The organism is Sinorhizobium sp. (assembly GCF_059070375.1).
This window is the reverse complement of record NZ_JCACWC010000002.1, coordinates 1,098,129-1,119,614: the sequence shown is the minus strand read 5'-3', so window position 1 is coordinate 1,119,614 and position 21,486 is coordinate 1,098,129. Positions and strand designations below refer to the sequence as shown.

19 protein-coding genes are annotated in these 21,486 nt (G+C 62.9%); 8 read left to right on the top strand and 11 right to left on the bottom strand.

The window, feature by feature from the left end; all coding sequences use genetic code 11:
- Positions 1-21: 21 nt before the first annotated feature.
- From AC5J09_RS09840 to AC5J09_RS09825, 4 genes are all read right to left on the bottom strand, one after another.
- Positions 22-1,002 (bottom strand): ABC transporter permease, encoded by a 981-nt coding sequence (locus AC5J09_RS09840; protein ID WP_018096235.1) that lies wholly within the window; start codon positions 1,000-1,002, stop codon positions 22-24.
- Positions 999-2,519 carry a sugar ABC transporter ATP-binding protein gene (locus tag AC5J09_RS09835; protein WP_324764566.1) on the bottom strand — a complete coding sequence of 507 codons (1,521 nt, stop codon included), beginning with the start codon at positions 2,517-2,519 and terminating at the stop codon, positions 999-1,001. Before AC5J09_RS09835 ends, AC5J09_RS09840 begins: the two co-directional genes overlap by 4 nt.
- Before the next feature lie 8 nt (positions 2,520-2,527).
- Positions 2,528-3,565 carry an ABC transporter permease gene (locus tag AC5J09_RS09830; protein WP_324764567.1) on the bottom strand — a complete coding sequence of 346 codons (1,038 nt, stop codon included), beginning with the start codon at positions 3,563-3,565 and terminating at the stop codon, positions 2,528-2,530.
- Between the two features lie 154 nt (positions 3,566-3,719).
- Positions 3,720-4,727, bottom strand: a complete 1,008-nt coding sequence (locus AC5J09_RS09825) for a sugar ABC transporter substrate-binding protein (RefSeq protein WP_324764568.1) — start codon at positions 4,725-4,727, stop codon at positions 3,720-3,722.
- 191 nt (positions 4,728-4,918) lie between these two features.
- On the opposite strand from AC5J09_RS09825, the gene nanR reads away from it, so the two are divergent.
- From nanR to AC5J09_RS09805, 4 genes are all read left to right on the top strand, one after another.
- A complete protein-coding gene (gene nanR, locus AC5J09_RS09820) occupies positions 4,919-5,632 on the top strand; it encodes a transcriptional regulator NanR (protein WP_324764569.1) in 714 nt (237 codons plus the stop codon).
- A 107-nt stretch (positions 5,633-5,739) separates the two neighbouring features.
- Positions 5,740-7,026: a ribulose-bisphosphate carboxylase large subunit family protein gene (locus tag AC5J09_RS09815; RefSeq protein ID WP_494297533.1), complete on the top strand. Its 1,287-nt coding sequence runs from the start codon at positions 5,740-5,742 to the stop codon at positions 7,024-7,026.
- 60 nt (positions 7,027-7,086) lie between these two features.
- On the top strand, positions 7,087-7,932 hold the full coding sequence (locus AC5J09_RS09810) for a phosphogluconate dehydrogenase C-terminal domain-containing protein (protein WP_324764571.1): 846 nt from the start codon (positions 7,087-7,089) through the stop codon (positions 7,930-7,932).
- 59 nt (positions 7,933-7,991) lie between these two features.
- Positions 7,992-8,783 carry a sugar phosphate isomerase/epimerase family protein gene (locus AC5J09_RS09805; RefSeq protein WP_324764572.1) on the top strand — a complete coding sequence of 264 codons (792 nt, stop codon included), beginning with the start codon at positions 7,992-7,994 and terminating at the stop codon, positions 8,781-8,783.
- Positions 8,784-8,926: 143 nt separating this feature from the next.
- Here the strand turns inward: AC5J09_RS09805 and xth are convergent, their stop codons facing one another.
- From xth to AC5J09_RS09775, 6 genes are all read right to left on the bottom strand, one after another.
- The gene (gene xth / locus AC5J09_RS09800; protein WP_324764573.1) at positions 8,927-9,700 is read right to left on the bottom strand and encodes an exodeoxyribonuclease III; all 774 of its coding nucleotides are present in this window, start codon (positions 9,698-9,700) and stop codon (positions 8,927-8,929) included.
- A gap of 7 nt (positions 9,701-9,707) precedes the next feature.
- The gene (locus AC5J09_RS09795; protein ID WP_324764574.1) at positions 9,708-10,349 is read right to left on the bottom strand and encodes an alpha/beta hydrolase family protein; all 642 of its coding nucleotides are present in this window, start codon (positions 10,347-10,349) and stop codon (positions 9,708-9,710) included.
- Between the two features lies 1 nt (position 10,350).
- A complete protein-coding gene (locus AC5J09_RS09790) occupies positions 10,351-11,436 on the bottom strand; it encodes a tetratricopeptide repeat protein (RefSeq protein ID WP_324764575.1) in 1,086 nt (361 codons plus the stop codon).
- The gene (gene ku, locus AC5J09_RS09785; protein ID WP_018096241.1) at positions 11,436-12,320 is read right to left on the bottom strand and encodes a non-homologous end joining protein Ku; all 885 of its coding nucleotides are present in this window, start codon (positions 12,318-12,320) and stop codon (positions 11,436-11,438) included. The genes AC5J09_RS09790 and ku overlap by 1 nt, the downstream gene beginning before the upstream one ends.
- A 90-nt stretch (positions 12,321-12,410) precedes the next feature.
- Positions 12,411-14,867: a DNA ligase D gene (gene ligD / locus AC5J09_RS09780; RefSeq protein ID WP_494297532.1), complete on the bottom strand. Its 2,457-nt coding sequence runs from the start codon at positions 14,865-14,867 to the stop codon at positions 12,411-12,413.
- 37 nt (positions 14,868-14,904) lie between these two features.
- Positions 14,905-15,741 carry a bifunctional allantoicase/(S)-ureidoglycine aminohydrolase gene (locus tag AC5J09_RS09775; protein WP_379937031.1) on the bottom strand — a complete coding sequence of 279 codons (837 nt, stop codon included), beginning with the start codon at positions 15,739-15,741 and terminating at the stop codon, positions 14,905-14,907.
- A gap of 133 nt (positions 15,742-15,874) precedes the next feature.
- Between AC5J09_RS09775 and AC5J09_RS09770 the strand changes: the two genes are divergently transcribed.
- Positions 15,875-16,774, top strand: coding sequence for a LysR family transcriptional regulator (locus AC5J09_RS09770; protein ID WP_494297531.1), 900 nt, complete (start codon positions 15,875-15,877; stop codon positions 16,772-16,774).
- Positions 16,775-16,887: 113 nt separating this feature from the next.
- Here the strand turns inward: AC5J09_RS09770 and AC5J09_RS09765 are convergent, their stop codons facing one another.
- Positions 16,888-17,709, bottom strand: a complete 822-nt coding sequence (locus AC5J09_RS09765) for an IclR family transcriptional regulator (RefSeq protein WP_018096245.1) — start codon at positions 17,707-17,709, stop codon at positions 16,888-16,890.
- Between the two features lie 169 nt (positions 17,710-17,878).
- Here AC5J09_RS09765 and gcl point away from each other — a divergent pair, with 169 nt between their 5' ends.
- Genes gcl through AC5J09_RS09750 form a run of 3 tightly spaced genes read left to right on the top strand, consistent with a single transcriptional unit; the run spans position 17,879 to position 21,422 of the window.
- A complete protein-coding gene (gcl, locus tag AC5J09_RS09760; protein WP_494297530.1) occupies positions 17,879-19,663 on the top strand; it encodes a glyoxylate carboligase in 1,785 nt (594 codons plus the stop codon).
- A gap of 53 nt (positions 19,664-19,716) precedes the next feature.
- Positions 19,717-20,532, top strand: a complete 816-nt coding sequence (hyi, locus tag AC5J09_RS09755; protein ID WP_494297529.1) for a hydroxypyruvate isomerase — start codon at positions 19,717-19,719, stop codon at positions 20,530-20,532.
- A 5-nt stretch (positions 20,533-20,537) separates the two neighbouring features.
- Positions 20,538-21,422 carry a 2-hydroxy-3-oxopropionate reductase gene (locus AC5J09_RS09750; RefSeq protein WP_275599383.1) on the top strand — a complete coding sequence of 295 codons (885 nt, stop codon included), beginning with the start codon at positions 20,538-20,540 and terminating at the stop codon, positions 21,420-21,422.
- Positions 21,423-21,486: the final 64 nt, after the last annotated feature.

The following is a 21,486-nucleotide window of genomic DNA, read 5'->3' as shown; positions in this document are numbered from 1 at the left end:
GATGTCCTTTCGTTATTCCGTTCACCTGTCTGTCAGCGGACGGACGGTCCGCCGCTCCAGCTTGTCGATGATCCGTGTGCGCAGGCCGTCGATCGCAACGGCGATGAAGATGATGGCCGCGGTTACCAGCGGGTAGATGTACGGGTCGGCATTGATGATGTTCAGGCCGTTCTGCACGGTCTTGATGAGGATCGCCCCGAACACGGTGCCAATCACGCTGCCCCGTCCGCCAAAGAGCGAGACGCCCCCGAGGACGGCCGCCGCGATTGCCGAAAACTCGATCTGGTCTCCATATTTCGGGCCGACTGCACCGATCTGCGTGATCGAGACGAAGCCGCCAATGCCGGCGCAAAGCCCTGCGATGATGAAGCAGAAGAGGACGATACGGCGAACCGGGAGCCCGGCCTTTCGCGCCGCTTCGGTGTCGCCACCGACCGCATAGACCTGACGGCCGAAGGCTGTCTGATGCAGGATCAGCCAGGCGGCCGCAAATACGGCGACGAAGGCAACGATGGCGGACGGAATGCCGAGCACGGAGGCGCGGTTCAGGTCGGTTATCTGGTCGGGAAACATGAGCGTCCGTGTGTTGGACAGCCACATCGCGATGCCGCGCAGGATGAAGAGCGTGGCGAGTGTCACGATAAAAGAAGCCACGCCGAGCCGGGTTACCACGCTACCATTGACCGCGCCGATGACGCCCGCCATCGCCATGACCGCCAGAAGCCCGAGCGGCCACGGAATGCCGGGCAGGTAGATCGCCAGAACGCTCGCCGTGAGATACATGCTCGCGCCGACCGACAGGTCGATCTGGCCCGTAAGCAGCACGAACGTCATCCCGATGGCCAGGATCGCGATCGGGGTCGCCTGTATGACGATGTTCCGGAAGTTGGCGAAGGCGAGGAAGCGGTCGGAGACGAGCCCGAACAGGATCAGGAGAACGATGAAGAGAATATAGGGCGCGTTCTGCAGGAGCAGCAGGACAAGTCGGTTGCCTGTTTTCATGCCTGCACCTCTCTTGGCCCGGAAAGGCCCGTGGCAGAGGTCATTATGGCCTCCCGGTCGAAGTCACGGCGCGCGAAGCTGCCGGTCAGTTCGCCGCGGTTGATGGTGAGGATGCGGTCCGAAAGGCCGATGAGTTCCTCGATCTCGGACGAGATGAGCAGAACGGCGCTTCCGCTCTCAACGAGGCTGTTGATGATGCGGTAGACTTCCTGCTTCGCCCCGACGTCGATGCCACGCGTCGGCTCGTCGAGGATGAACAGGCGAGGCTGGCGGAGAAGCCATTTGCCGATGACGACCTTCTGCTGGTTGCCGCCCGACAGGTGCTTGACCATCGTGTCGTCGACCTTGGCCGTCGAAAGATGCATCGCACGGCCCATCTCGGCCGCGACAGTGCTGATCCGCCTTCGATCGACCAGGCCGAATGCGCCGGCGACTGTCGGCAGCGAAGCGAGCACCATGTTCTCGGCGATCGTGAAATCCATGACGAGGCCCTCGCCACGGCGGTCCTCGGTCAGGAACGCGACGCCGGCGGCCATCGCCGTTGCAGGCGTCGGATCGGCAAGCAGCCTGCCGTCGATGCGGATTTCCCCGCGCGCAAATCGATCGAGGCCGAACAGCATTCGAGCGAGTTCCGATCGACCGGAACCCATAAGCCCTGCGAGGCCCACGACCTCCCCGGCGCGAATCTCGAAGGTGATGTTTTCCGCCACGCCAGGCTGGCTGAGGCCCGAGACGGAAAGAACGATGTCGCTCGTCGGTTTGACGGAGCGCTCCGGGTAGATGGCGTCGATCGACCGCCCTACCATCAGGGAGATGATGCGCTGCACGTCGATCGCAGTTGTTTCCGCGGTGCCTGCGACATGCCCGTCACGAAGGACTGCGATGCTGTCGCAGACCGCCATCACGTCTTCCAGCGCATGACTGATGTAAATGATGCCGATGCCACGGCTCTTCAGCCGGCCGATGATAGCGAACAGGCGTTCGACTTCCGGGCGCGTCAGAGAGGTGGTCGGCTCGTCGAAAATGATGAGCCTGGCATTGCGCGACAACGCCTTGGCAATCTCGACGAGTTGTCGCTCACCCTGGCTGAGTTTCGACACCGGCGTCGATGGCTGGTGCGAAATATCGACCTGCGCCAGGTACTCTTCCGTCTGCCGCCGGATCTGCGCACGGTTGATGAAGGGCAGGATATTTCGCCGGGGGAACCTGTCGATGAAGAGGTTTTCCTCGATCGTCAGGTTCGGGAAGAGGTTGAGCTCCTGGTGAATGAACGCGATTCCGGCCGCCGAAGCATCCTTCGGATCGGCCGGGGCATAGATAGCGCCATCGAGCCGCATACTCCCGGCGTTCGGCTTGTGGACCGCGCCGAGGATGTTCATGCTGGTCGACTTGCCGGACCCGTTTTCACCGACAAGCCCCAGTGCCTTGCCCTTTTCGACCGAGAAGCCGACGCCGTGCAAGACGGTTACCCCGAAGAACGATTTGGTCAGGCCTTCGACTTCCAGAAGTTTCGTCATCGCCCGTCCTATCGGTTTACCAGGAGGTGATGGCGAAACGTGTCGACCGTCGCTGCAAGCAGGATGACGCCGCCCTTTATGATGTAGATCATGAAGAGCGACGACCCGAGCAGCTTCATCGACGTGTCGATGAGCAGCAGGAAGAGCACGCCGAATACCGTCCAGACGATCTTGCCCTTGCCGCCGAAAAGGCTCGTGCCACCGATGACCACCGCGCCAATGACGTCGAGCAGGATGTTCTCGCCGGCGATCGGGGAGCCGGTCTGCATGCGCGAGGCGTACATCATCGCTGCGACGGAGGCGCAGGCGCCGCTGATGAGGAAGGTCAACAGGATGGTGCGGCTGACCGGCACGCCGGAAATCCGGGCGGCGCTGGAATTTGCGCCGACCGCATAGACCCACCGCCCGAACTGTGTGTGCGACAGCAGGACATGGGCAGAAAGGCCGATAAATACGGCGAGTGCCACCGTGTAGGGAACGCCGAGGACGGCCCCGGTCGCAAAGGACGTGAAGCCCTCCGGAAGATTTGCGATGGAGGACGATGTCGAATGGAAGGTCACGTACCAGATTGCGAGACCTGCGAAGAACATTCGCGTGGCAAGCGTGACGATGAAGGAGGGCATGTTGAGCTTCACGACGGAGAGCCCGTTGACGGCGCCGACCAGCACCCCGACGGCCAGCATGGCGACAATTGCGGCGGGAACGGCGAGGGCGGAGCCCGACAGATAGCCGTCCGTGCCCGTCATCACCGAGGCGCCGACGACGGCGGCCATGGAAATGATCGCGGTGATGGAGAGGTCGATGCCGGCAATGATGAGGACGAAGGTCTGCCCGATGCCGACGACCAGCAACGGCATCATGTCGCCCAGAATGTTAGACGCCACCTCCCAGGAAAGGATCTCGGGCACGAAAGGGTAGATTGCCGCTACGTAGACGACGCAGAGGACGAGGACGAAATATTCCGAGAGAAGGATTTTCGCCCAACGCAGTGCTCTCGGTCGCTCAGTAGGTGCCGCAAGCGTGTCGCTTGACGCTGAAAGTGGCATTTCGGCCTCGTTGTCGAACTCATCGAATGGTGGGCGGACACGCGGCTCCACCTGTCTGCTATGGACTGCAGCAGGAGGAGCCGCGCCGCCCGGGAGAATTGTGGCGGACCGGGAGATCGGCGGAACGCGCGTCCGCGTGCCGGAAGCCCGGAAATCAGCCGGGGTTCTTTTCCTTCCAGAGAACGTAGCCCCACATCTCGGCCGCCTTCTCGCTCATGTTGGCCTGGGTGATCGCGAAACCGGGATCGAGGAGCAATCGATCGACCGTCTTGCCCTCCTGCAGGTCCAGAATGGCCTGGATGGCGAGTTCGGTTTCGAAGAACAGGTTCTGAACGCCGCAGGCATCCATGTAGCCGTCCTTCATCAAGGCATAGGCATCCGGGAAACCGTCGAAGCCGGTGAAGATGACGTGGCCTTCTTCGCCGACCTTGTGCCACTTGTCCGCAGATTTCAGCGCCTGCTGGATCTGCGGGATCAGGAAATCCGATGATGTGAACAGGAACGAAATGTCTGGATTGGCCTGCAGGGCATTGGTCAGGCCCGCAAACGCGGTATCGGCGTTCCATTCCGTCGGGATCTTGGCGACCACCTCGATCGTGTCGGCGAACTGGGCGACCGCTTCTTCGAAACCGTCGCGGCGCTGGATGGCGTTGGGATCGCCGAGATCGCCGATCAGGATTGCGGCCTTGTGCTTCTGACCGGATTTCTTCGCCACCTCGCATGCGTAAGTCACGGCATCGCGCGCGATCTTCTGGTTGTCCGCCTGAATGGCGACCGAGAAAGCCTCCGTCTTGGCCGGCGGGCGGTTGAAGTGCACCATCGGGATCTTGGCCTCGTTTGCAGCCTTGATCGCCGGGATGACCGCGTTGGAATCCGTCTGTACAATGATGATGCCGTCTACCTTGCGGGCGATTGCTGCACGAACCTGCTCGAACTGCTTGTTGTCGTCCTGGTCGGAGATCGCTTCCATGATCTCGAAGCCGCGCTTCTTGAGATCGTCGCGAATGATCTGAATGCCCGCCACCCAGAATTCCGAGTAGAGCCCGTCGAAAAGGACGGCAATCGTCTTCTTGCCCTGCGCCCGGACAGCAAGGGTCATGCCGCTCGTCGCCGCAAGCCCTGCCAGTGTGGCGACGGTGAATTCACGTCTTGTCAGTGTCATTGCGCTCTCCTCCCAAAGAACTTGTTCAGATGGCACCGCCATCTACCGATCGGGTTCTCCTCAATCGTGTACGGCTGGACGTTAGGTCATCATATATGTAATGTCAATCTTGCTCCACGCCTGTTTGCCGCGGAGATTCGGATTGCTATGAAGAACGCGGCAAGGTGGTTGCGCCGTCTTTGGAGAGTCGAATGGAGCCAGTTCAAAAAAAGAAGCTTTACGTCGAGGTGCTCGACCGGCTGATGGAGGCGATCTCGACCTCTGAGTTTCCGCCTGGTTCGCAGCTCCCTTCGGAAAAAGAGCTGATGAACATGATCGGCGTCGGGCGCCCCTCGATTCGCGAGGCCATGCTGGCAATGCAGCAAATGGGCCTGATAAAGATCTCCCACGGGGAAAGGGCGCGCGTCATCAACCCCACGCCGGACGTCATCGTTGCTCAGATCTCGGCGGCGATGATCATGATGCTGGCCACCAATCCCAGGGGCTTGCAGGAGTTGAAGGAGGTGCGGCTCCTGCTCGAAACCGGTCTGGTGCGCGTCGCGACACGGCGTGCGACGGCGCGCGACCTCGATCGTCTCGCTGACTCCATCCGTCAGCTTCAGGAGGCTCGGGGCGACCAGGCGCGCTTCGTCGCTGTCGATATGCAGTTCCACGTGATCATCGCCGAGATGAGCGGAAATTCGATGATCGCTGCCGTTTCGAAAGGCATGCTCGACTGGCTTTCGCGCTTCAAGCGCGATCTCGTCGCCATGAAAGGCGCGGAGCGCCTGACGATCGAAGAGCATGAGCGCATCTACAAGGCAATCGCCGGCGGCGACGCGGAGGCCGCCGCTGCGGCGATGGCCGAGCACATCGATCGGGCAAACGAGCTCTATTCGAAACTGAAGACCTCCGCACAGCCTTAAGCGCTCAAGCCGGCCTCAACAAAATTCGTGGCCGGCAAACTCATATGATGACATAAACTCTTTTTGGTGCTACTTCCTCCGTATAGTCATGCGGTCAGCGCCAGGAAGTGCCCGTGGAATCTCGAATTGTCGCCACCTACCTCATTGAAACGCGCTATCCGCTGGAGGTTGCCGCGGCCGCCATGGCCGGTGAGCAGTCGAGCGGAACCTTCCGTCCCCTTCCGGGCGAGACCCCGGAGCTCCTGAGCCGGTACGGGGCGCGAGTCGAGGCGATCGACGATCTTGGCGAGGCGGATGTCCCGTCCCTGCCTCATTCCCGTCCGCCCAAGGGTCATTCTTCTGCCCGGCCGCGGCGCGCCAGGGTCACCCTGTCCTGGAGCCTCGACAATACGGGCACGATCCTTTCTTCCGTCTGGTCCACGGTGCTCGGTAATCTCTTCGAGCTCCACCACTTCTCGGCGATGAAGCTTCTCGATCTCGTGCTGCCGGACGCCTTCGCCGATGCCTATCCTGGGCCTGCCTTCGGCATCGAGGGGACGCGGCGGCTGACCGGTGTCACCGGCCGACCGATCATCGGCACGATCATCAAGCCGAGCGTCGGGCTGACGGTCGAGGCGACGGCTGCGCTTGCAGACACGCTCATCTCCGCGGGACTCGATTTCATCAAGGACGATGAACTCATGGGTGATCCGCCGCACTCACCGTTCGCCGAGCGTTTCGGTGCCGTCATGGACGTTATCGACCGCCATGCGGACCGCACCGGCCGCAAGGTCATGTTCGCCGCGAATATTTCCGGTGACATGGACCAGATGCGCCGTCAGCTGGACCTGATTGAAAAGCGTGGCGGCACCTGCGCCATGCTCGTCCTCAACTCGGTCGGCCTGCCGGGCGTCATCGACGTCCGGCGCCACTCTTCAGTTGCAATCCATGGACATCGCGCCGGCTGGGGTCTCTTCAGCCGCTCCCCCGATCTCGGCCTCAGCTACACCGCATACCAGAAGTTCTGGCGCCTGGCGGGAGTCGACCACATGCATGTCAACGGCCTGTCGAACAAGTTCTGCGAAACCGACGCCTCCGTCATCGACTCCGCCCGCTGTTGCCTGACCCCGATGTTTTCCCGTCCCGACCGCCCGGACACGGTGATGCCCGTCTTCTCCTCCGGTCAGTCGGCGGTGCAGGCGGAGGCGACCTATGCCGCGCTTGGAACCAACGATCTCATCTATTGCTGCGGCGGAGGCATCATGGCCCATCCGGGCGGGATCGCGGCAGGCGTGCGCAGTCTTCAGGAGGCATGGGAGGCGGCCGCCAGGGGTGTTCCCGCCCGCGACTACGCGGCAACGCATCAAGACCTCGCCGCAGCGCTCGAGACCTTCGGCGCGGGTGCCGGACGATGACAGTTCACGAAGATACCGGCGCGCAACATCGAAGCGCCGGAGCAACATGGGAGAGAAACGATGACGATTTCTGTGGCAGTGCTCGGTGCAGGCGGCAAGATGGGATTCCGCGTCACCCGCAAGCTTGTCGAAGCGGGATATGACCTTCGTGCCGTCGAGATCGGCGATGCCGGCCGCGACCGCCTGTTGGAGGCGAACATTAAGCCGGTTACGTCGGAAGAGGGCATTCCCGGCGCGAAGGTCGTGGTCATGGCGCTGCCCGACAACATGATCGGGGAGGTCGCGCGGCAGATTTCGCCGATGCTGCAATCCGGCGCGATGCTGCTTATCCTCGATGCCGCGGCACCCTACGCGGAGGACCTTCCGAAGGATCGTCCCGACCTCACCTACTTCGTCGGCCATCCTTGTCATCCGCCGCTATTCAACGACGAGACGGAATGGGACGCGCGGCGGGACTATCACGGCGGCATCGCCAAGCAGTCGATCGTATGTGCGCTGATGCAAGGACCGGAGGAGCACTACGCGCTCGGCGAGGAAATCTGCAAGGCCATGTGGTCGCCGATCATCAACAGCTACCGCGTCAGCGTGGAGCAACTCGCCATCCTGGAACCGGGACTGTCGGAAATGGTTGCCATGCCGTTCGTCGACACGATGGTCGAGGCGGTCGAAGAATGCGAGAAGAAGTACGGTATCCCGCGCGAGGCCGCGCTCGATTTCCTGATCGGCCACCTGAATGTCGAGATCGCCATGTGGTTTGGATATTCACCGAAGGTGCCTTCCGATGCAGCGCTACGCCTGATGCGTTTCGCCAAGGGCGTCGTGGTGAAGGACACCTGGCGCGACGCGCTTTCGCCTGCGAGGGTCAAAGAAGCATCTGAACTCATCGTTTACGGCAAGGGGGCCTGACGCTGGTTTCCAACTCTCGCATCGTTTCGGTTTCGACGGCGCTCTTCGACGGCTACCCCATGGAGATGGCAGTCGAGGAGATCGCCGACGCCGGTTGCCTCCACGTAGAACCAGCCTTCATCAAGGGCTACGTCGATTTCGATGAAACAGCGTTCTCGCCTTCGGCGGCCGCGCGCCTCAGCAACCTTGCGGTTGCCAGAGGGGTGCGCATCCACGCGGCCTCGGCACATCTGGACCTATCGGAGCCGGATGCTGCGGCGGCCCTGATCCGGCGGCTCGATTTCGCCGCCGATCTCGGTGCTTCATTCCTGATCACCAATTCCGGACCGGCAGGCAAGCGCGATGCCATCAGAGCGACGGTAGAGGCAGTGATCCCCCAACTGGAGGCAAGCGGCCTCACCCTCGCTCTCGAGAACCCGGGACACGGAAGCGGCAATCTCACGGGTATCGTCTCTGATGCGGCCATTTTCCTGGGCGAAATCGGGTCACCGCGCGTCCGTCTCAATCATGACACGGGAAATGTCTTCACCTACAGCAGCGAAGCACGCCAGCCTGCGGAGGATCTCGCCGCGGCGCCGAATTTGGTGGCGCATGTTCATCTGAAGGACGTGAAGTCTACGAATGAGGGCTGGGTGTTTTGCGCACTCGGCGATGGCGACGTTGATCTTGCGAACTACTGGTCGGCGATGCCCGTAGGTCTCCCCGTCACCATCGAGCTCCCACTTCGCCTTGGCCGGCCACGGCGAGCTGATCCGCAGAGGTATCCAAGGCCGCTGGACCTTGCCACGATACGAAGAGAGCTGACAGCCTCACTTCGGTATATAGGCACCCTTGAGGCTGTTCCGGACTGATTGGCGGACGTTTTATCTGTTGTGCCTGGCTCGTCGCTGCGTTCAAAGCTCACCTTGGCCGTTGAAGTGGTGGCTGAGAATGGTTTTCTTCAAAATCGTATGCCGATCATCCTTGATCCGTCAGTGATGCCGGGACTGAACATCTAATCCCGCAGCGACACCCATACCGGCGCGTGGTCGCTCGCTCCTTCAAGCGCACGGATCTCCCGGTCGATGCCGGCGCCGGTCAGGCGGCGCCGGAGCTTGCGGCTCAAGAGAATGTGGTCGAGGCGAAGGCCGGCGTCGCGCTGCCAGCGGTTGCGGCGGTAGTCCCAGAAAGTGAAGAGCTGATCTTTCGGGTGGATCTTGCGCAGCGCGTCGAGCCAGCCCTGATCGATAAGGCTCCGGAAGGCTGCGCGGCTTTCCGGCTGGACGAGGGCGTTGTCGTCATAGGAGCGGGTCGGATAGATGTCGCGCGGTTCCGGAACGATGTTGTAGTCGCCGGCGAACACCACCGGCACCCCCGTCTCGAGCAGCGCGGCGGCGTGCTGGTTGAAGCGCAAGTGCCAGGCGAGCTTGTAGTCGAATTTCGGCCCGGGCTGCGGATTTCCGTTGGGCGCATAGAGCGACGCGATGAGGATGCCGTTCACCGCCGCCTCGATGTAGCGGCTCTGCGTATCCGAGGGGTCCCCGGGCAATCCGGTTCGCGTGAGCACCGGCTCGCAACCGCGGGCGAGAATGGCGACACCGTTCCAGGCGGCTTGGCCCCGCCAGACGGCGCCGTAGCCGGCTTCTTCGATCGCGGCCTTCGGAAACTGTCCGTCCGTCGCCTTGAGCTCCTGCAGGCAGACCACGTCCGGCTCGGCCGCAGCGAGCCAGGTCAAGAGGATGTCGAGCCGCTTGTTCACCCCGTTGATGTTGAAGGTCGCGATCTTCATGAGGAGCTCAAGGGGCGAGGCGATCCGCCCATCTCGCAACCGCCTCGGCCAGCGTCTTCAGGTGATCCGCGGTCGAGAAGCCCGAGACCTTCTTGCGTGGCTTCAGGTCGTGGTCGCCGTCCTCCAGCCAGAGAAGTTCGATCCTGTCGGAGAGCGCGTATCGCGAAACCTCGTCGCGGGTGCCGAATTCGTCGCGGGTCCCTTGGCAGATCAGTGCAGGCGTCTTGAGATCGGCGAGATGCCGGGTGCGCAACTGCTCCGGTTTTCCGGGGGGATGGAAGGGATAGCCGAGGCAAAGGAGCCCGGCGATCTTCCCTTCGGCATGAAGGTCGTCGGCGACCATGCTGGCGACGCGACCGCCCATGGACTTGCCGCCGATCACGAGAGTGCCTTGGGCGCCGAGTTCGGCAATGGCCGCGCGATACTCCGGATTGAGGGTTTCCGCACGCGGCGGGGGCTTGCGTCCGTCGGCAGTGCGCCGCGCTGCCATATAGCCGAACTCGAAGCGGGCGACGCGAAAGCCCACCCCTGCAAGCGCCAGGGCGGCCGCGGTCATCGAGGTCGAATCCATCGGCGCGCCGGCTCCGTGCGCGAGGAGAATGGTGACGGCCGCATCGCCCGGCCCATCGAACAGGAATTTTCCGTGCATGTCAGCCAGCCGTTCTGGAGAGGAGATGCAGGTTCACGAACTGCACGCCGCGTTCTGCGGCGCGTGCCCATTCGGAATGCTGATCGAGCTCGAGGTAACGCGTCCACCAGCGGCGGGCCTCAGCGAGATTGCCGGCATCGAACTCCAGCTTCGCCAGATTGAAGATGGCATCGGCGTAATCGCCATCGATTTCGATCGCTCTCCTCAGATGCCGCCTGGCCGTGTCCGTGCGGCCGCGTTCGCCCATCAGCCCGGCCAGGTTGAACCAGGCCTCGACGAAGCAAGGATCGAGCTTGATGGCGCGGACATAGTCCTGGGCCGCTTCGGCCTCCCGCCCCGCGGCCCTGAGGCAGTTGGCTCGGTTGAAGGCTGCAACCTCGTCGGTGCGGTCGATGCCGAGATAGCGCTGGTAGAACGCGGCCGCCTGGTCGTATTCCCCCGCTTCTTCGGCCGCTTCGGCCTGAGCGAACAGATCTTCGAGCGCCTCCTCGTCGGGAGAGCCGATGTCGAGCAGCAATTGACCGTCGAGCTCGCTCAGGCCTTCGGCGCGTCGCGCATAGATCGCATCCTTGCGTTCATGGTGCAGCGAGAGCGCCGTGAGGGAGGCAACGTTTCCGGAGCGGTGGACCGAGCGCGCGATCGCGCTCCAGCCGGCGCCGCTAGCCATCAGGCCGGCATATTTTCTGGCGAGGATCAGATCGCGGAAGGAATAGGGCTCGCCGTCATGCTCGAAAGCGTCGAACAATGACAGAAGATCGAGGTAGCGCGGGGAGATGCCGGACTGGTCGACGAGCGATTGCCGCGTCAGCGCCGATGTTTCCGGGGCGCTCGCAAGTCCGAGCAGGCGGAGGAAGCCGTTCTCGCTGAGCACGCACCGACGCTGCCCGCTTTCGCTGTCGAAGCGGGCCTCGATCTCCGCTTCGGACGCCTTTGCGAGCAGCCCGCGCCCGAAGACCACGAACTTCGTCTGCCTGTTGACACCGCGCCTGAGGTGTCCGCCCTGGCGCTCGACCTCGCGCGCCGCCAGCCGCCGCGGAAAGGCGGCGAGCGCGCCCACGATACCGAATGTCCTACCGGCAACCGCCATCAGGCTTTCTTCTTGGCCGCGGGTTTTGCCGTCACGCGTTTCGCCGCCGCGGCTTTGGCAGCGGGCTCCTTTGCTGCGGGCTCCGCCTTGGGCTTGCTCCTGGCCGGCGGTTTGGCCTGCGAAAGGCTCGCCTTGAGGGCATCCATGAGATTGACGACGTTGCCGCGTTCGGGCGCCTGCGCGATGATCGGCTTGTGACCCTTGAGCTTCTCGCGGATCATCTGCATCAGCGCGACCTCGTAGCGGTCTTCGTACTGCTTCGGATCGAAGGTCGTCGTCTTCTGCTCGATGAGCGCTTCGGCAAGCTGCAGCATCTCGGGATCCGGTTTGCCCACCGGAATGTTGCCGAAATAATCCGCCGTGCCGCGCACCTCGTTGGGATTGCGCAAGGTGCAGACGAACATTCCGGTCTCGCGCGGACCGATGGTCACTACCCTTTCGCGGCTGGACAGCACGAGGCGGGCGATCGCGAGCTTCCCGCTTCGGCGCAGAGCTTCACGCAGGACGACGAAGGTTTCCTCGGCCATGGCCCCGTCCGGCGCCAGATAATAAGGGGCGTCCTGGTAGATGACGTCGACAGAATCGGCATCGACGAAAGCCTCGATGTTCATGGTGTGATTGGATTCGATCCGGACGCTTTCCAGATCCGAGTCTTCGATGATGATGTATTTCTTGTCTTCGTATTCGTAGCCCTTCACGAGGTCCGAACGCTCGACGAGGCCGAGCTCCGGATCGACGGGCTTCATGTTGATCCGGTTATGGGTGTCCTTGTGAAGCTGATTGAAGGAAATGCGCTCGCTTGCGCTGGTGGCGGGGTAAAGCCTCACCGGACAGCTCACGAGACTCAGTCTGATATAGCCCTTCCAACTTGCCCTGGGTGCCATGGTTGTCTCCTACGCGGCACTACGATCACATCTGCCAGAGCGGGATGAGGAAAATGCATGCGGTCTCCGCCTGCATCCCGCGCTCAACGACTACAGTATAGACAGATCCCTCGCGAAGTCGTCGATATCGACCCAGGGATCGCCGGACGTGGCCAGAAGGCCCGGCAGCGAAGAATAGTTCAAATCCGCCGGAGCGTCGATAGTCTCCAGGTCCGCCCAGCTGAGCGGGGTCGAAGCGGGCAGATTGGTGCGGGCGCGCAGCGAATAGGGGGCCGCCCAGGTATGGCTGCGGGCGTTGCGATGGAAGTCGATGAAAATGCGCCTTACGCGGTTGTCCTTGCCCATGGTGGTGGTGAAGGTGTCCGGAGCGGTGGCCGCGAGACGGGTCGCGAGCGCGCTCGCCGCCTGATGGAATTTTTTCCAGTCGAGCTTCGGCACGACCGGTACGACGACGTGCACTCCCCTGCCGCCCGATGTCTTTACGAAGGGCACGAGGGCAAGCGCCTCGAGTTCGGCCTTGATGTGGATCGCGGCCTCGACCACTTCGCGCCAGGCGATGCCCTCGCCGGGATCGAGATCGAAGACGATGCGATCCGGCTTGCCGAGCAGCTTGCGTGTCGTTCCCCAGTTGTGGAATTCGACGACGCCGAACTGCGCCAGCGCCAGGTATCCTCTCGCGTCCTCGACCGACAGGTATGTTTTCGCCTCGCCTTCCGAGTTGGTTGCCTGGAACGTCGCGACCGAAGGCGGCATGCCGGTAAAGGGATGCCGCTGGAAGAAGCAATCCTGCGTCCGGCCGGTAGGGCAGCGTACCAGCGAAACGGGACGGCCGAGAATATGCGGCAGCATGAAATCCCCGATCATCGCGTAGTAGACGGCGAGGTCGAGCTTGGTCGGGCCGGACCTGCCGAAGAGCCGCCGGGTCGGGTTGGTGATCGATATGCCTGCGAGGTCCGCGTCCGAGATCAGGCGCTTTCTCGACATGGAAACCGGCGTCGACAGCTCGACGTCGCGCAGCCCCTTGAAGACGGCGTGCCGCAGGACGTTGTCGGTTGTCCGGTTGCCATAGTGGATATGCGCCCGGAGCAAGGGCCGCACCCAGATGATCTCCCGGGGCGCTCCTTCGAGCGTTGCGGCGCCGGCCCGCAAGGGCTCGAGCCCCACCAGCAACTCCTTGAGCATCTGCGCGTCGAAGCCGGTTCCGACCTTGCCGCGATATTCCAGCTCGCCGTCGGCCCACTCTCCGAGGGCAAGCGACGCAATGCCCTCGGCCGCCTCCGAAACGGTGTAGCCGACGATCACGAAATCCTCCGCCTTCAGCGCCTTCGTCTTGGTCCAGGTCTTCGACCGGCCGCTTCGGTAGGGGGCGGAGATGCGTTTGGAGACGATCCCTTCCAGGCCCATCTCGGAGGCCCGGTCGTAAAGCGCGCGCCCTTCGCCCACCACATGATCGCTGAACTGGATCGCCGAGCGGCTTGGGATCTGCCCTGCAAGCAATTTCTTCAACAGTGCCTTGCGCTTCTCGAGCGGGACGTCGAAAAGATTCCAGCCGTTGAGATGCAGGAGGTCGAAGGCGTAGAAGACGAGGCTGTTGCCGGCGCCGGTGGAAAGCGCATCCTGCAACAGCGCGAAGCGGCTGACCCCCGTCTCGTCCAGCACGACGATCTCGCCGTCGATGACGGCATCGCGGCACGGCAGCCGCCGGAAAGCCTCCGGCAGGTCTCCGTAGCGCTTCGTCCAGTCGAGCCCGCCGCGAGTGACGAGGCGCACCTTTCCTTCCGCAATGTGGGCCATGGTGCGATAGCCGTCGAACTTGATCTCGTGCAGCCAGAGCTCGGGCTTTTTCGCGTTCTTTTCGGCTTCAGGGGGGAGAATCGTCTGTGTTGCGAGTTGAGGTTCGATGCGTTCGGCCGGTGCGCCCTTGGCCGCACCGGCCAGCGCCCCGGGATTGAGCTTGACCGGCTTTGCCGGTGCCTTCGGCTTCTCCACCAGTTCCTCGATCCGCCGGCCGGATTTGACGCTTTCCGGCCGGGCGGCAAGGATGTCGATCGATGTGTCGGCGGCCGGATCGCGCTCCTTGAAAAGGAGCCAGTTGCGATGATCCTCTTCGCCCGGGCGAGGCTTCAGACGGGCCAGCATCCATCCGCCGTTGAGCTTCTCCCCTGCCAGGCGGAACTTGAAGGCGCCCTTGCGCAGGTCGTCTTCGACATCGCCCATCGGCGCCCAGACGCCCTTGTCCCAGACGATCATCGGTCCGCCGCCATATTCGCCTTCGGGGATCACGCCCTCGAAGTCGATATAGTCGAGGGGATGGTCCTCCGTCTCCACCGCTAGCCGCTTGTCGGCCGGGTTGAGCGACGGACCCTTCGGCACCGCCCAGCTTTTCAGGACGCCGTCGACCTCGAGCCGCAAATCGTAGTGGTCGGCGGTCGCATGGTGCTTGTGCACGACAAATCGGTTGCCGCCGCCGGTCAGATTTCCGACCGGCTCCGGCGTCTTCGAAAAATTCCGCTTCTTGCGGTAGGCCTCCAGCTTCGGCGTCGCCATGCACCCAAGCTATGGCGGATCACGGCAGGCTGCAATATCAGGCGAGCCTGCCCGGATTGCCGAGCGTCATATGGCGGTTCACGTCCTTGTAGAGCAGATAGCGGAATTTGCCCGGTCCGCCGGCATAGCAGGCCTGCGGGCAGAAGGCCCTGAGCCACATATAGTCGCCGGCTTCCACCTCGACCCAGTCGTTGTTGAGGCGGTAGACGGCCTTGCCTTCGAGCACGTACAGTCCGTGTTCCATCACATGGGTTTCCATGAACGGAATGACGCCGCCGGGCTCGAAGGTCACGATCGTGACATGCATGTCGTGGCGCATGTCGGAAGGATCGACGAAGCGGGTGGTGGCCCAGCGCCCGTCCGTTTCCGGCATGGGCGAGGGGGGGATGTCGCGCTCGTTGGTGACGATCGGTTCGGGAAGGGGAACCCCGTCGACTTCCTCATAGGCCTTGCGAATCCAGTGGAATCGCGTCGGCGCACCGGATTCGTTTCTGAGGCTCCATTTGGTGCCCGGCGGAATGAAGGCATAGCCGCCGGACTGCATCAGATGCGTCTCATCTCCGAGCGTCAGATGGAACTCGCCGTCCACCACGAACAGCACGGCCTCGGCGCGGGGATCCGTCTCCGGCCGGTTGCTGCCGCCGGAAGGGCCGACTTCCATGATATATTGCGAGAAGGTCTCGGCGAAGCCGGAAAGCGGGCGCGACAGCACCCAGAGCCGTGTATTCGTCCAGAAGGGCAGATAGCTCGTCACGATGTCGCGCATGACGCCCTTCGGAATGACCGCATAGGCCTCGGTGAAGATGGCGCGGTCGGAAAGCAGGCTGGTCTGAGGCGGGTGGCCGCCTTCCGGAAAATAGTAGTTCTTCTGCATGTGAATCCCATCGAATGCCAGGTGAAACGGGTTCTTCCGCCTCTCCACCAGAACTTTACAGGCTTGATCCGCGATACGTCCAATATATTGTTCCACTCGATCCAGAGGAATGATGTATCGATAGGACTTCGCGATGGAGCTACGTCACCTGCGCTATTTCGTTGCTGTCGCCGAGGCCGCCAGTTTCACGGCGGCAGCGAGGAGTCTCAACATCTCCCAGCCGCCATTGAGCCAGCAGATCAGGGATCTGGAGGCGGAAGTCGGCACGCGGCTGTTCGAGCGTTCCAGCCGCAATGTCGAACTGACCGAGGCGGGCGCCGACTTTCTCGAACACGCCCGGATGATTCTCGGCCAGGTGGAGCATGCGACCCGCCAGGCGCGCGCCATCGGTTCCGGGCAGGTAGGAGCGCTGAACATTGCGACGACCGGCTCGGTGCTGCTGGGGCCGTTGTCCAACCTGATCGCGCGGTTCCGGGATGCGTGGCCCGGCGTGTTCGTCCGTATCCATGAAATGGACCCCGAGGCGCAGGAGGCGGCCTTGCTGTCCCATCGCACCGACCTCAGTTTCGTGCGCAGGCCTCGAAACCATCCGGATCTCGTCGCGAATGTCGCCTGGCATGAGAAGGTGGGTATCGCCTTGCCCGAGCACCATCGCCTGGCGGATTTCGGGAAAATCGCGCTCGGCGACCTGCGGCAGGAAAGTTTCGTCTTCCTGCGGCTCGCGGACTCCCGCTTTGCCCGCTACCTGCATGATTGCTGCGTGGCGGCGGGATTCGTACCTGATATCACGAACGAGGTCGTGGAATCCTATTCCCTCACCAGCCTCGTTGCCGCGGGGCTCGGCGTCGCACTCGTCCCGGAATGCATCAGGACTCTTTCGCGACCGGGGGTCGTCTACCGGCCGCTCGCCGACCCCGCGCCGGAAGCCGACGTGTACGTCATCAGCCGGCCGAACCCCGGACCCGTCATCGCAGCATTTCTGGAGGCCGCGCAAGGCTCGCCGGGCAAAAGGATCGATGCCGGGGTGAGATAGGTCGAGGTCGAGCCGCTTGCCCTCGCTTCCGCTTCCGCGTTCTGCCTGCGGCATCCGCCGCGGATAGGGCCTTCGAAGCATGGCGCACCAGACCAACTGGATGCGGAGCGCCTTCAGCCTTCCTCCGGCCTATGCCCGCCGATCGCGCGCGTCAATTCGTCCGCCGTGCGGCGCACGGCGGGGCCGAGGATGCCGAGTCTCTCGTCGTCGATACGGACGGTGGGGCCGGAGATCGAGATGCCGCCGATCGCCTCGCCGTACTCGTTGAAGAGCGGGGCTGCGATGCAGCGCATGCCGAGCGTGTGCTCTTCGTCATCGACCGACCAGCCGCGAAAGCGGATCTCCTGAACATTGCGTATCAGGTCCTGCAGCGTGGCGAGCGTCCGACCGGTAAAGCAGGGCAGCGTTCTGCCGCTCAAAGTCTTGGCGATCTCCGTATCGGACCAAGTCGACAGAATGGCCTTGCCGATGCCGGAAGCGTGGATCGGGCCGCGCCGCCCGGGACGGAAGAAGGCGCGCATCGGCGCGTGGCTTTCGACCTGGGAAATGAAAACGACGTCGCCGTCTTCCTCAATGCCGATATTCGCCGTCTCGCCGCTTTCGTCCATGAGCCGCTTCAGGAAAGGACGGCTGATCGTGCCGAGCTTGCGGAAGCGCAGGAAGGCGTTGCCTATCTCGAAAGCCTTGACGCCGACGGTCCACGTGCCGGCCTCAGCGTCGTTCGCCACCATCCCGTGCTGGGCGAGCGACGTCAGCAGCCGGTGCACGGTCGAAGGCGCCATGCCTGAGCGCTCCGAAAGCGCGGTCAAGGTTGAGCCGTCCCCTTCGGCGATGATCGCCAGCAGGGACAGGCTCCTGTCCAGTACCTGAACGGAAGCCGGGGCGGCGTTCTCTCCCGCCTTGCGCCCTCTCTTTCCCCTGCCGTTCGCCTCCATGCCAGTCTCCAAATCAGTTGCCGCCTGAGATCATGCTCTACAGCCATTGCATCCGATTTTCTCCTATTTGTTGAAAATCTTTATTTCCATATGATGGGAATGATTTCCATAAATACGTTGAAACAGGTGCGCTATGGATTTACCTTCCAATCAAACAGGAGGAGTTCCCATGGCCAAGATGCGCGCAGTCGATGCAGCGGTTTATGTTCTGGAAAAAGAAGGGATTGATTGCGCCTTCGGCGTACCCGGCGCGGCGATCAATCCATTCTATTCGGCCCTCAGGGCGCGCGGATCGATCCGTCACATCCTCGCTCGCCACGTCGAGGGGGCTTCGCACATGGCGGAGGGCTATACCCGCGCCAAGCACGGCAATATCGGTGTCTGCATAGGCACCTCGGGCCCGGCCGGCACGGACATGATCACCGGCCTCTACTCGGCATCCGCGGATTCGATCCCGATCCTCTGTATCACCGGGCAGGCGCCGCGTGCGCGTCTCGACAAGGAGGATTTCCAGGCGGTCGACATCGCGAAAATCGCGGCGCCGGTCACCAAATGGGCGGTCACCGTCATGGAGCCGGCGCTGGTCCCCTTCGTCTTCCAGAAGGCCTTCCACCTGATGCGCTCGGGTCGGCCGGGGCCGGTCCTCATCGACCTGCCGGTCGACGTCCAGCTTGCCGAGATCGAATTCGATCCGGAAACCTACGAGCCGCTCTCCGCCTACAAACCCGCCGCCACCCGTGCGCAGGCCGAAAAGGCGCTTGCCATGCTCAATGAGGCAGAGCGGCCGCTGATCGTCGCCGGCGGCGGCATCATCAATGCGGACGCTTCGGATCTCCTGACCGAGTTCGCCGAGATCACCGGCGTTCCGGTCGTTCCGACACTGATGGGCTGGGGCGTCATCCCGGACGACCATCCGCTGATGGCCGGCATGTGCGGCCTGCAGACCTCGCACCGTTACGGCAATGCGACGCTGCTCGCCTCCGATTTCGTCTTCGGCATCGGCAATCGCTGGGCAAACCGCCACACCGGTAACGTCCCGACCTATACGGAGGGCCGCAAGTTCATCCATGTCGATATCGAGCCGACGCAGATCGGCCGCGTCTTCGCGCCCGATTTCGGCATCGTCTCCGACGCAGGCGCCGCGCTCAAGCTCTTCCTCGACGTCGCAACCGAATGGAAGACTGCCGGCAAGCTGCGCGACTGGTCGGCCTGGGCCGAGGAGTGCCGCGAGCGCAAGCGGACGATGCTGCGCAAGACCCATTTCGATCAGACACCGCTGAAACCCCAGCGTGTCTACGAGGAGATGAACAAGACTTTCGGCCGCGACACCTGCTACGTCTCGACCATCGGCTTGAGCCAGATTGCCGGCGCGCAATTCCTGCACGTCTACAAGCCGCGCAACTGGATCAATTGCGGCCAGGCCGGTCCGCTCGGTTGGACGCTGCCGGCAGCTCTCGGCGTGCGGGCCGCCGATCCGAACCGGAAAATCGTTGCGCTTTCCGGCGATTACGATTTCCAGTTCCTGATCGAGGAGCTCGCGGTCGGCGCCCAGCACAAGCTGCCTTACCTGCATGTCGTCGTGAACAATTCCTATCTCGGGCTGATCCGTCAGGCGCAACGCGGCTTCAACATGGATTTCGAGGTCAGTCTGGCCTTCGACAACATCAATGCCGACGGCGATGCGGAGAAGGGTTACGGGGTCGACCATGTGGCGGTTGCCGAGGGGCTCGGCTGCAAGGCAATCCGCGTCAGGAGCCCGAATGAATTCGCCGACGCCTTCGATCGGGCGCAGGCGCTGATGGAAGAGCACCAGGTGCCCGTCGTCATCGAATTCATCCTGGAGCGCGTCACCAACATCGCCATGGGGGCGGACATCAACGCGGTCGTCGAGTTCGAGGAACTCGCCGAGCGCGGCGAGGATGCCCCGACCGCGATTGCCGCCCTTCTCGATTGAAGAACGTCCTGCGCGGTTCCGCCCGCATCCCGCTACCACAGAGGAGTGATCGCATGCCGAGATTTGCTGCGAACCTGACGATGCTGTTCAACGAGGCGCCGTTCCTCGACCGTTTCGCACTGGCCGCCAATGCCGGGTTCGAAGGCGTGGAATATCTCTTCCCCTACGAATTCGAGAAGGTGGCGCTGCGCGGCGAACTCGACCGCCACGGCCTGACGCAAGTGCTGCACAACCTGCCGGCCGGCGACTGGGCCGGCGGCGAACGGGGCATCGCGATCCTGCCGGATCGGATCGACGAATTCCGCAAGGGGGTCGCAACGGCCATCGACTATGCGACCGCGCTCGGCTGCCGTCAGGTCAATTGCCTCGTGGGGATTGCCCCGGACGGTGTGCCCGACAGCGTGCTGCGCACGACACTCGTCACCAATCTGAAGCTTGCGGCGGCCGAACTCGGCAAGTGCGGCATCCGCCTCCTGATCGAACCGATCAACCGCTTCGATATTCCCGGCTTCTATCTCAACACGGTCGGGCAGGCGGCGTCGATCATCGAGGAGGTGGGGAGCGACAACCTCTTCGTCCAGTACGACCTCTACCACCAGCAGCGCACCGAAGGCGAACTCGTCGGCACCTACAGGCGCTACCGAGAAAAGATCGCGCACATACAGCTTGCGGACAATCCCGGACGCAACGAGCCGGGGACCGGCGAGATCAACTACCCCTTCGTCTTCGACGCGCTGGAAGCCGCCGGCTACGACGGCTGGATCGGGTGCGAATACAAGCCGCTGAGGACCACCGCGGAAGGACTTGGGTGGCTCGGCACCGAGCACCGGCGCAAACAATCCGCAGACATCATCCAAATCAGGAGCTAAGCACGATGGCATCTATCGGTTTCATTGGACTGGGTATCATGGGCACGCCGATGGCGCGCCACCTTCAGGATGCCGGTCACAAGATCATCACGTCCAAATTCGCCATCCCGCCGCGCCAGGAGCTCGTCGACAACGGGCTGGAAATCGTCGAAACGCCGAAGGCGCTCGCGGAAACGGTCGACACGATCATCCTGATGCTGCCGGATACGCCGGAAGTGAAGGATGTCCTGTTCGGTGAGAATGGCGTCTATTACGGCCTGGGCGAGGGCAAGCTCGTCATCGACATGAGCTCCATCTCGCCGATCGAAACGAAGGAGTTCGCCAAGAAGGTACGCGAAACCGGTGCCGAATATATCGACGCCCCGGTTTCCGGAGGCGAGGTCGGCGCCAAGAACGCCTCTCTCAGCATCATGGCCGGCGGCAAGCCGAGCTCGTTTGAACGCGCCCTGCCGCTCTTCAAGCTGATGGGCAAGAACATCACGCTCGTCGGCGATTGCGGCGACGGTCAGGTCACCAAGGTCGCAAACCAGATCATCGTGGCGCTGACCATCGAGGCAGTCTCCGAGGCTCTGGTCTTCGCGTCCAAGGCAGGAGCCGATCCGGCACGTGTCCGCGAGGCGCTGATGGGCGGGTTCGCATCGTCGCGCATTCTCGAGGTCCATGGCGATCGGATGATCAAGCGTACCTTCGAGCCGGGCTTCCGCATCTCGCTGCACCAGAAGGACCTGAACCTCGCGCTGCAGGGAGCGAAAAGCCTCGGCATCTCGCTGCCGAACACGGCGGCGACCCAGGAGCTCTTCAACAATTGCGCCGCCAATGGCGACAGCGGGCTTGACCACTCCGGGCTCGTGCGGGCGCTCGAGCGGATGGCGAACCACGAGGTCGCATAAGTCGCGATCGAGGACGCGCATGATCGGCCGGCGGCCTCATCCGTCGGGGAGATCATGCATCCGG

Coding starts and splice junctions, on each gene's coding strand:
- AC5J09_RS09795 (WP_324764574.1), bottom strand. CDS start 10,349: ATGCACGGAAAATTCCTGTTCGATGGGCCGGGCGATGCGGCCGTCACC.
- AC5J09_RS09750 (WP_275599383.1), top strand. CDS start 20,538: ATGGCATCTATCGGTTTCATTGGACTGGGTATCATGGGCACGCCGATG.
- gcl (WP_494297530.1), top strand. CDS start 17,879: ATGGCCAAGATGCGCGCAGTCGATGCAGCGGTTTATGTTCTGGAAAAA.
- AC5J09_RS09775 (WP_379937031.1), bottom strand. CDS start 15,741: ATGCAGAAGAACTACTATTTTCCGGAAGGCGGCCACCCGCCTCAGACC.
- AC5J09_RS09825 (WP_324764568.1), bottom strand. CDS start 4,727: ATGACACTGACAAGACGTGAATTCACCGTCGCCACACTGGCAGGGCTT.
- AC5J09_RS09790 (WP_324764575.1), bottom strand. CDS start 11,436: ATGGCGGTTGCCGGTAGGACATTCGGTATCGTGGGCGCGCTCGCCGCC.
- AC5J09_RS09765 (WP_018096245.1), bottom strand. CDS start 17,709: ATGGAGGCGAACGGCAGGGGAAAGAGAGGGCGCAAGGCGGGAGAGAAC.
- AC5J09_RS09805 (WP_324764572.1), top strand. CDS start 7,992: ATGGAGATGGCAGTCGAGGAGATCGCCGACGCCGGTTGCCTCCACGTA.
- AC5J09_RS09840 (WP_018096235.1), bottom strand. CDS start 1,002: ATGAAAACAGGCAACCGACTTGTCCTGCTGCTCCTGCAGAACGCGCCC.
- nanR (WP_324764569.1), top strand. CDS start 4,919: ATGGAGCCAGTTCAAAAAAAGAAGCTTTACGTCGAGGTGCTCGACCGG.
- ku (WP_018096241.1), bottom strand. CDS start 12,320: ATGGCACCCAGGGCAAGTTGGAAGGGCTATATCAGACTGAGTCTCGTG.
- hyi (WP_494297529.1), top strand. CDS start 19,717: ATGCCGAGATTTGCTGCGAACCTGACGATGCTGTTCAACGAGGCGCCG.
- AC5J09_RS09835 (WP_324764566.1), bottom strand. CDS start 2,519: ATGACGAAACTTCTGGAAGTCGAAGGCCTGACCAAATCGTTCTTCGGG.
- xth (WP_324764573.1), bottom strand. CDS start 9,700: ATGAAGATCGCGACCTTCAACATCAACGGGGTGAACAAGCGGCTCGAC.
- AC5J09_RS09830 (WP_324764567.1), bottom strand. CDS start 3,565: ATGCCACTTTCAGCGTCAAGCGACACGCTTGCGGCACCTACTGAGCGA.
- ligD (WP_494297532.1), bottom strand. CDS start 14,867: ATGGCGACGCCGAAGCTGGAGGCCTACCGCAAGAAGCGGAATTTTTCG.
- AC5J09_RS09770 (WP_494297531.1), top strand. CDS start 15,875: ATGGAGCTACGTCACCTGCGCTATTTCGTTGCTGTCGCCGAGGCCGCC.
- AC5J09_RS09810 (WP_324764571.1), top strand. CDS start 7,087: ATGACGATTTCTGTGGCAGTGCTCGGTGCAGGCGGCAAGATGGGATTC.